Consider the following 9,306-nt stretch of genomic DNA (forward strand, 5'->3'; position numbering starts at 1 on the left):
CCCTCGTTGTCACTCTTTCAATCATCAAAGGTACGTGGAACACCATACCTGCATCCCTCTAATTCGACGTTAAGGCGTCCGCTTGTCTCGCAGAATGCCCACAATGAACTGCGACGGAAGGAGTTTCAACATGGCCGTATATCGCAAGAGTCGTCGCTGGGCGCCCGAGGGGTTCTTCGAATGCGAGGGACGTGGATTGCAGTGGCTGGGGCAGGCGCAGAAGTCGGGCGGCCCCCGTGTGGTCGACGTGATGGAGTGGTCCGACGATTATCTGGACATCGAACGGGTCTCCCCCGCCTCCCCCACGCCCAAGGCCGCGTACGAGTTCGGTGCGGCACTGGCCCGCATGCATGATGCCGGTGCGCCGTATTTCGGCTCGGCCCCGGAGGGATACCACGGCACCTGCTATTTCGGACCGCTGCAGGATCCCGTGCCGATGGACACCGGCGAATGGACTGACCCGGCCACGTATTTTGCCGAGGGACGTCTGCTGCCGATGGTCCGCATGGGCATCGAGCGGCGTGAACTCGATCAGAGCGATCTGGAGATGACCCGGGAGGTGATCGAGGCGCTGCCCGAGATGCTCGGCGGCGCCGCGAAGGACAAGCCGGCCCGCATCCACGGCGATCTGTGGAGCGGCAACGTGATGTGGACGGCGGATTCCGGCTCCACCGAAGCCGTGCTGATCGACCCCGCGGCGCACGGCGGCCACCGCGAGGAGGATCTGGCGATGCTGCACCTGTTCGGCATGTCGTATCTCGGTCAGATCATGGACGGCTACCAGTCGGTGCATCCGCTGAAGGCTGGGTACGAGTCGCGCTACACGCTGTGGCAGCTGTATCCGATCGCCGGGCACTGCGTGTTCTTCGGCGGCGGATACGTCAGCGAGTTCCGGTCGATGTGCCGGTCTCTGCTCGACTAGCGCAAAGCCCCGAACGGCATGTCCGGGGATTCGGTCACACGCTGCCGGTTCCGGCGTTGATGTTGAAGGTCGGTGCGGCGACGGGCGCCAGCAGCACCCGTCCCGTACCCCGATAGACGTTGACAAGGCCTTCGCCGCTCGCCGCCGAACCGATCAGGGTCTTGCCGGATCGTTCGACCGTGAACTGCAGTCCGGTGGTCCACGCGACGGCGAAGTTGCCGTCGACCTTGAGCTCATCGTTCTCCAGATCGATGGTTACCAGTTCACTTGCCGGTACCGGTGATTCCAGAACGGCGGTGCCCTGCCCTTCCAGAGCGAGATTGAACAGCCCCTCGCCGCCGGCAACCATGGCGCTGGGACGTAAGATCATGACGGCACGTTGGCTGATCGTGGATTCGCACGCATAGAACATGCCGTCGTTGACGGTCATGGACCCACCCAGCTGCATCGGGCTGATCAGCAGAAGATGACGGTACGTCGGCTCCAGTACCAGCACGCCCGTGCCGACGTATTCGGGTTTGATCGCCGATTCGTTCGTCACCGCTCCCCTGGCCAGCTTGCCGATGAAGTCGCCGACACCCTTGACGCCGGTCGTCGCCTGAATATGCCCGGCGGTCCACTGCATCGCTCCCGCCTGAACGGTAACGCCGATCCGCCCATCGAGATGGCAGACCGCCTGACGGCGCCGCACGTTCATCTGCGAGGCGAACCATGCGCCGGCCGCCCCCGCATACGGTACGGAGAGATCCTTCTTCCATTCGATGATCTGAAACGGTCCCTGCTGAGCGACGACATCGACGTCGTCGTTATCAGTGAAATTGTAGATTCTCATCTGCGTCTCCTGACTGTCGTCTCGGACTCCTGTCTGACTGATCCGCGACGGCCTGCCGTCTGCTGCCGATCATTGCTCTATATCGTATACGTTATTTCGTATCTGTCTTCCCTTTGGGAGGAAGACCGTCGACGCAGTCGGTCGGATGAGGTGACGAACAACAACACACGGTCACATGTACCAACGACGCCGCCGCTGGTACACCAGCGGATCATCCCAGTCTTCGGACATGAGACCACTGTTCGCCTCACGGCACGCCATCTTCAGCAGCTGGCCGATACGACGCTCGTTGCCGTAATCCGTGCTCCAATCCCCTTCGATCCATCGCCAGTCGGAACGACGGCGCAGCCGCAGGTGAGTTCTATGGTTGTGCCGGGTGTAGGCATAGCCATCCACATCCGCGCGCCATTCCGGCTTTACCGTGACCCATCGCGTCCACCAACCGTTGTCGTACCCGACCGCCAGCGCCTCGCGCTCGGCAAGATAATACGGACGATCCTTGTACGTTTTGGACATTCTACGATTTCCTTTCATCTAGGCAATGCGCACCTAGACGAAAGCAACCGGATACATCAATCTCATTCGGCAGTCCTTTCCCAAAAAGAAGAAAACATATCAGAATACACCATGATCGGAACTTCCACCACGGACGGGCGATGCGGGGACAGACGAATGGGAGTTCGTGGACGCCCCGCGCTGCGTGCCGTTGCCGTGGCGGGGGCGGGTCGGTGAGCGCGGGGTTCCGCGCCACGGGCCAGCGGACGGCGCAGGGGTCGCGTGACCCGGATCTCGACTGGTGGCGGCACGCGTCATGCGTCGGGTTCACCCGGGACGTGCGCTGGCGCGACCGCCTGTGGACGTTCGAGGACTCGGCGAGGGACGACCCGGTCGACCCGCTGTGGCGGACCGTGGCCCGCCGGGTGTGCGAGGAATGCCCGGTACGTCGTCAGTGCCTGGCCGACGCGATCGTGGACGGCGTGCAGTGGGGGCTTCTGGGCGGGCTTCGCCGTGACGAACGCCGCCAGCTCGCGCACCTTGCCGAGGAGGACGGCGTGCCCGTACGCGACCGTTCGGCGCGTTCCCCGGACCGGCGGCAGCGGTTCCGGCTGCTGCTGGCCTGGCTGCGCGCCCACCCGGACGCCGTGGAAAGCGCCCGCGACCGGGTCAAGGCGCGCCGGCACGCCGAGGGCGAGGCCCGGAGGCGCCGGGAGCGGGGCGCGCCGACCCGGGCCCGTCCGCGCACTCCGTCCCCGCCCACGAGCACCGCGGGCATGCGACCCCTGTTCTAGGAGCCGCGTGGTATCGCCACGCGCGGAAGCGCATCAGGAAGGGAGGTGATCTCGATGGGATTCAGACTCATCACGGCGATCGTGCTGGCCTGCTGGCTCGTGTGCCTGCTGGCCGCGTGCGCGCACCTGACCCGGGTCACGTTCCGCGGCCATGCGGACCGCGGGCTGGTCGACGGGTGGATGGTCGTCATGACGTGGACGCTGTCGTTCGTGCTGTTCCTCGCGGCCGGCATCGCCCTGCTGATCTAGGAAAACAAGGGGGAAGCCCGCATCGGGCCGGCGTCCCCGCCGGGGGCCGGCCCCGACGCCATCCGACGAGGCGAAGGAAAGGAGGTACATGGCATGGACTGCGGGAAACGGGACGGACGTGATCAGGAACTGCGGGCCGGGGAACCGCCCGAGGACGAGAAGACCTCGTGGATGGACGTCGTGATCGAATTCCTTATATGGTCCGTTCAGGAGCTCCTCTTCAAGATTCTCCCCTGAAAGGAAAGCGGAGCCGGACGGCCCGGGGGCGGCTTCGCCGCCCCTCGCCCCGGAATGTTCGTTTTATTCGTTTTATCCGATATCATCGTCTTGTCGGCGTGTGTGGAGGGTATAGGAAACACCGCCCGGTGTGCCATGTGCGGGGAGACCCGCGGTCATGGCCTTCAGGCCCGCTGCGCCGGGCGTGCGTTGAAATTAGACTGTGAATAACAAGGAAAGGAAGAGAAACATGGTGAGGTATGCGAGAAGGCTGGGCGTGGCCGCGGTGGCTGCGCTGACGATGGTGCTGACGGTGGCGTTGGCACCGGTGGTGGGCGCGAACGCAGCCGATGACTGGTCCAAGGGGCTGACCCAAGCACAGATCAACTCGTCCTACGGGTTCGCCAAGTGGGTCAGCGTCAACGGGGACAACGAAGACCAGAAGGCCGACGCCCGAAGAGCACTTTACAATCTTGACTTCGATATGAAGAATTATCCCTCTTATACCAAGTTAGGAGCTGACCGGGATGCAACGAGTCTGACGAATACCCGCAGGGCGTTGCAGGAGGACATCAACTCGAATAAGTTCCGTACGTCGTTGACGAATGAGCCGTGTCGCATGGATCTTCCCGCAGGCAAGGGGCGGCGTTGCAACGACCCCAACAGGCGTCTTCAGGCGCAGCAGCTCAACCTGCAGCTTCTTCTTGGCGAGCAGTTCAAGGCTAATGCGGTGAGTGCGATCAACGGCCACTGGGGCATTACCGATGCGCAGGGCATTGCTTGGGGTGAGGGTTACAAGATCTTCTACAACGGTGGTTCCACCGGCATCAATGAGAAGGCCAACTACGAGAAGGATATGACCGACGGTGTACTCAACGGCAAGGCGTCCGACGGGTCTGCGGTCGGTGAGACCGGTCATTACGTGAACTATGTCGACGATCGATACGTATATGCATCGATCGGCGTTGACGGCACTGACGGGTTCGTTCAGAACTACTATCTCGCACCGAATACGGGCGGTGCCATTAGCCCTGTCTACTCCCCCGGCTTCGGTTTTCCCAACGATATTGTCCCGGAAGACTCCAAATCCCTTACGCCTCAAGCCATGACTCTTCCTGAGAATCTGCTCGCGAAGTTCAACCAGTACACCGCCCTGTTGGATGCGAACACCTCTTATATGGTGTCGTTCGATTCCGCGGGTGGTACCGCGGTGGCTTCGCAGACCGTAAGGAAGAATTCTAAGGCTTCTCAGCCTGCGACCCCGACGCGCAGCGGTTATTCGTTCGCCGGTTGGTTCAACGGCAGCACCAAATATGATTTCAATACTCCAGTGACGTCGAATCTGAAGCTCACCGCCAGGTGGGCGCAGAACACGGTGTACCGCACCGTGAGCTTCGACTCCGCGGGCGGCACCGCCGTAGCCTCACAGAAGGTCGCGGACGGCTCCAAGGCCTCCCAGCCCGCTCCCCCGACCCGCTCCGGTTACACATTCCAGGGATGGTACTACGGCAACGCGAAGTGGGACTTCAATACGGCCGTCCGTTCGGATCTGAGACTGACGGCCCGTTGATCGAAGAATCCGCCGCAGGTCACGTATCGCACCGTGAGCTTCGACTCCGCGGGCGGTACGGTGGTGGCGTCGCAGAAGGTGGCGGATGGATCCAGGGCGTCGCAGCCTGCTGCTCCGACCCGTTCGGGCTATACGTTCGCCGGCTGGTACAACGGCAGCACCAGATATGATTTCACCACTCCGGTGAAGTCGGATCTGCGTCTCACCGCCCGGTGGACGAAGAACTCCACGACCACTCCGTCGGCGAGGCAGGTGCCCGTGTACCGCGTGTACAACCGCAATTCCGGCCTGCACCATTACACGACGAACAAGGCGGAGAACGACATGCTCGTCCGGTTGGGCTGGCGTGACGAGAACCACGGCAGGTCCAGCTTCATCACCGTCTCGAAGGACACCCCGGGCGCCCGCCCGGTGTACCGTGAGTACAACCGCCGGTCTGGCAACCATAACTGGACGCTGAACAAGGCGGAGCACGACATGCTCGTACGCCTGGGCTGGAGGAACGAGGGCGTCGCCTGGTACACCAGCCCCAAGGGAGCGAACGTGTACCGTCTCTACAATCCGAAGCCCTACCACAAGCCGAAGCATGGTCGTGGCAACGGTGGTGGCGAGCACGTGTACACCACCAGCTACGGCGAATACCTCGCCGTCATCAGGGCCGGCTGGCGCGGCGAGGGCATCGCCTGGCAGAGCCTGTGACCGCCGCGTCCTCCTTGTGATTGATCCCGTTTCGGCGGGATGGGGTTCCCACCCGGATGCTCCGGGTGGGAACCCTTTTTTCATGCCCGAACCCCGTTCCGCTCCTCCACTCCCCGCTCCCCCGACCTTCGCTTCCGTGCCGGATCCCGGCTTGTGTGGTTCCCGTGAAGACCGTGATTCCGCCGTGGGTCGGCACTTCGGTGTGTCGCCTGTGTTTCCGCGGTTTCCGTCCGCGTGCGCGGGGGCGGGCGCGCTCCGCGTGATCCGGGGTGACAATGAGCCGCGTATGGGCGGCGAACGGCGTCGCCCGCCTTACCCCAAGGGAAAGGATGGGAGCATGAGACGGATACGAGGTCTCGTCGCCCTGGCCGTGGCCGGGGCGACCCTCGCGTCGGGCTGCATCACCGCCACCGCGGCCGAGACGCAGCAGGACGACGCGGGCGGCCAGGGAGTGACGATCCAGCAGGACTCGGGAGGCACGGTCCTTGGCGGCGACACCGCCGACGACGATGGTGCCGACACCGGCAACGGCGACAACAGCGGCTCGGTGGAGGTGACGCCGAAGCCCGATACCACCGGCGGTTCGACCACCGGCACGAACGAGGGCGCCGGCTCCGACACCGCCTCCGGCGCCACGAAGCAGGATGCCACGGCCAAGGCGTCCGGCGGGAGCACGGCCTCACCGCAGGCGAAGACAGCCACTCCGGCGGCTCCGAAGGCGACCGCGCCCTCCAAGCCGCAGGCGAAGACCGAGACGAAGACCACGCCGGACGCGTCGAGGGACCGCAAGGGCACGATCCATGTGCAGTCGCAGGAGTCCACCAGCCTGAGCGACGTGACCGTGAAGCTGTACCGGATCGGCACGTACCCGGACGGACTGGACAAGGCGAAGGCGTCGAAGATGTCGTGGGACGACCTGCATGCCGTCTCCGTGGACGACACGGTGAAGTCCCTGGCCTCGAAGGCGGTGGCCTCGGCGGGCGTGAGGACGTCGGGCGACCCGGTGGACGTCATGTGGCATCTGTGGGACGCGGCCGCGCGCAAGCAGTCCTCCGCATCCTTGGCCGCCTCGTTGAAGAAGGCGGGCGTGAAGCCGACCGCGACGGTGACGGGCGACGACCAGGACGCCAGCGTGCCGGAGGGCGTGTACTTGGGCGTGCCCGATCTTGAGGACGGCGAGGCGAACCTCGGCGCCACCACGCTCGACGGGACGGGCCCGTTCGGCTCGGGCATGGGTCAGATGACCGTGATGGGCCGTTTCGACGGTCCGAGCCCCGAACTGACGGAGATGCCCGACGGCGTGCGCGAGGACGCCGACGGCAATGGTTCGGCGGGACTGCTGTCGCGCATGTTCAGCATGCTGCGCGTGGTGCAGCGCACGGGAGAGCCGTTCACCCTGCTCGGCCACCGCGACTACTACCTCAAGCCCGACGCGGCAACCGGCATCTTCGACCTGCGTGACGACACGCTCAACAAGCCGGTCATCGCGCTGTGCGTGCAGGCCGGAGCCGAAACCCCGGACAACGGCACGAAGTTCACGCGCTACGACTACTCGTGGAACACCGAGCAGGAGAACATGATGCGCGCGGTGGTGTACTACTCGCCGTACGGCCCGGGCACGAACGTGATGAAGCTGGGCAAGGGCAACAAGGCGCTGGGCTACATGCACTACGTGTTCTCCGCGATCCACAACCACAGGGAGGACGACATCCCCTTGTCGGTGAGGAACAGCGGCGAGTACAAGGCGCTGAAGAAGGCCGCCACCGAGCATCCGCAGCCGTACACGACCGGCATCCGCCTGATGTTCTACTCGATCGACCCGAACATCAAGAACAAGCAGAACCTGATCTTCTTCGACACCAACCCCGGGTGGACCGCCGAGATCACCACGAACGCCATGTACTCCAACTCCGGCACGAACGGCTGGAGGAAGGTCAGCCAGGACCGTCCCGCGAGGATCTTCACCAACAAGATCAGCCTCGGCTCCAAGCTGCGTGACGAGATCACCGTCACCGCGAAGGACAACACCCACTTCCGCGACGACTACTTCACCATCGAATCCCACCTGAACGTGGACGAGGACGGCGACGGCAGGCCAGACAAGGCGCACACCTATCTGTCGATCCAGAACGAACTGATCCTGCAGAACAGGTCCGTGTCGTTCCAGAGCGACGTCGCCACGCCCAACGACCTGGGATACGGCAGCGCGTGGCCCGCGAACGCTCGCATCTGGTGGGACACCATCATCCGTCCGGCCAGGCCCGGCGACCCCGGCTACGACGGGTCGAACGGCAACAACGGCGGCAAGATGTGGAAGTCGTTCCTCAAGAACAACGCCACGCACATCGGCTACAACACGAACGGCGTGGAAAACGCGTCCGAGGCATACGCCACCCCGGTCAAGCCCAGCCTGAAGGTGACCACGACCCGCGTGAACGCGAACAACGATCCCGTGGACACGGCGACCGACACCGCGCCCATGCATGACTCGATCATCGTGACCCACGCGGGCGGCAACTCGATCGCCAGCGCCAAGGACGGCAACGGCAAGCTCCTCGCGGACGTGACCCTGCACGCCGACATCAACGGCACGACGGTGTCCAGCACGGCGAAGCGCACCGTGTTCAGCCTGCCCGCCACGTTCTCCGGCGGCAAGCAGTACCGGTTCTACTCCGAGGACTTCAGGCCCTCGGACCTCAAGGGCCAGACCAAGTGGCTGCCGAAGGTGAAGTACTGGTTCGACGTGACCGTGTACGGCCAGGACTCGAACAACTGGTTCACCGTGGACCTGACCGCGCGCGGCGACCACAACGGCGAGGGCGACGAGTCCGAGCAGTTCATGTACACCAATACCGAAAACGTGGAGTTCTCGACCCTCGCCAAGGCCGGCACGGACCAGAACCCGACCGACCCGCCCACCCTGTCGGGCGGCACCCAGCGGGTGCGTGATCGTCTGTACGCGCAGTGCACCGACATCCCCGCTGGAACCACGTTCAAGGGCACCGTCACATTGAACTGGTCGAAGGACGGGGACAGGACCCCGGAGTCCTCCAAGACGAAGAACGTGACCATGGTCTGCGGCGCCAGCTGGAGCCCGTATTTTGCGCCCGCGGACTTCGGCATGAGCGCGTGGGAGGGCGGCAAGTACTGGTTCAACCTGTATGTCCCTAAGCAGGACCACGTTACCTACGCAAAAAAGCTTGAGGGTTTCGATGATTCCGCGGAGTCCTGGACCGTGGTCGTCCCCTCCGTGAGGTTCGCGACCCGCGCCCAGGGCACGTTCGGCATGGAGGGCGGCGCCGGCAAGGTCACCGACCTCGTGTGGACCGGCTGCACCAACATTCCCGACGGCACCAGGATCACCGGCACCTCGACCCTCAACGTGGACACGAACGGCGACGGCCGCGCCGACCACAGCAAGGCCGTGACCGTGACGCTGAAGTGCAACGCGAGGGACTGTCTCTTTAAGTGTGTAACTGGTGGTTTTTCGTTTGTCAGTTCCTGTCATCCGGCCAGCGGTCGGCGAAGG

Annotated in this window: 8 protein-coding genes; 6 read left to right on the top strand and 2 right to left on the bottom strand. The window is 64.0% G+C overall.

The features are described from left to right. Positions 1-130: 130 nt before the first annotated feature. On the top strand, positions 131-922 hold the full coding sequence (locus CSQ87_RS08740) for a fructosamine kinase family protein (protein ID WP_100513488.1): 792 nt from the start codon (positions 131-133) through the stop codon (positions 920-922). A 34-nt stretch (positions 923-956) separates the two neighbouring features. Here the strand turns inward: CSQ87_RS08740 and CSQ87_RS08745 are convergent, their stop codons facing one another. Then, positions 957-1,754, bottom strand: coding sequence for an AIM24 family protein (locus CSQ87_RS08745; protein WP_100513489.1), 798 nt, complete (start codon positions 1,752-1,754; stop codon positions 957-959). A 171-nt stretch (positions 1,755-1,925) separates the two neighbouring features. Then, the gene (locus tag CSQ87_RS08750; protein ID WP_100513490.1) at positions 1,926-2,270 is read right to left on the bottom strand and encodes a hypothetical protein; all 345 of its coding nucleotides are present in this window, start codon (positions 2,268-2,270) and stop codon (positions 1,926-1,928) included. Between the two features lie 317 nt (positions 2,271-2,587). Here CSQ87_RS08750 and CSQ87_RS08755 point away from each other — a divergent pair, with 317 nt between their 5' ends. From CSQ87_RS08755 to CSQ87_RS08775, 5 genes are all read left to right on the top strand, one after another. Beyond that, on the top strand, positions 2,588-3,043 hold the full coding sequence (locus CSQ87_RS08755) for a WhiB family transcriptional regulator (protein WP_165776810.1): 456 nt from the start codon (positions 2,588-2,590) through the stop codon (positions 3,041-3,043). A 54-nt stretch (positions 3,044-3,097) separates the two neighbouring features. Continuing rightward, positions 3,098-3,292 (top strand): hypothetical protein, encoded by a 195-nt coding sequence (locus tag CSQ87_RS08760; protein WP_133122382.1) that lies wholly within the window; start codon positions 3,098-3,100, stop codon positions 3,290-3,292. Positions 3,293-3,758: 466 nt separating this feature from the next. Further along, positions 3,759-5,078, top strand: coding sequence for an InlB B-repeat-containing protein (locus tag CSQ87_RS08765; RefSeq protein WP_100513493.1), 1,320 nt, complete (start codon positions 3,759-3,761; stop codon positions 5,076-5,078). A 33-nt stretch (positions 5,079-5,111) separates the two neighbouring features. Then, positions 5,112-5,777, top strand: a complete 666-nt coding sequence (locus tag CSQ87_RS08770; protein ID WP_100513494.1) for an InlB B-repeat-containing protein — start codon at positions 5,112-5,114, stop codon at positions 5,775-5,777. A 337-nt stretch (positions 5,778-6,114) separates the two neighbouring features. Next, the coding region (locus CSQ87_RS08775) for a hypothetical protein (RefSeq protein WP_207761130.1) at positions 6,115-9,306 on the top strand (3,192 nt) is incomplete at its 3' end.

The organism is Bifidobacterium simiarum, assembly GCF_002802905.1.
Taxonomy (GTDB): Bacteria; Actinomycetota; Actinomycetes; order Actinomycetales; family Bifidobacteriaceae; genus Galliscardovia; species Galliscardovia simiarum.

Excerpts from the sequence above, each read along its gene's own strand:
- CSQ87_RS08740 (WP_100513488.1), top strand. The coding sequence starts at position 131 with ATGGCCGTATATCGCAAGAGTCGTCGCTGGGCGCCCGAGGGGTTCTTC.
- CSQ87_RS08745 (WP_100513489.1), bottom strand. The coding sequence starts at position 1,754 with ATGAGAATCTACAATTTCACTGATAACGACGACGTCGATGTCGTCGCT.
- CSQ87_RS08750 (WP_100513490.1), bottom strand. The coding sequence starts at position 2,270 with ATGTCCAAAACGTACAAGGATCGTCCGTATTATCTTGCCGAGCGCGAG.
- CSQ87_RS08760 (WP_133122382.1), top strand. The coding sequence starts at position 3,098 with ATGGGATTCAGACTCATCACGGCGATCGTGCTGGCCTGCTGGCTCGTG.
- CSQ87_RS08765 (WP_100513493.1), top strand. The coding sequence starts at position 3,759 with ATGGTGAGGTATGCGAGAAGGCTGGGCGTGGCCGCGGTGGCTGCGCTG.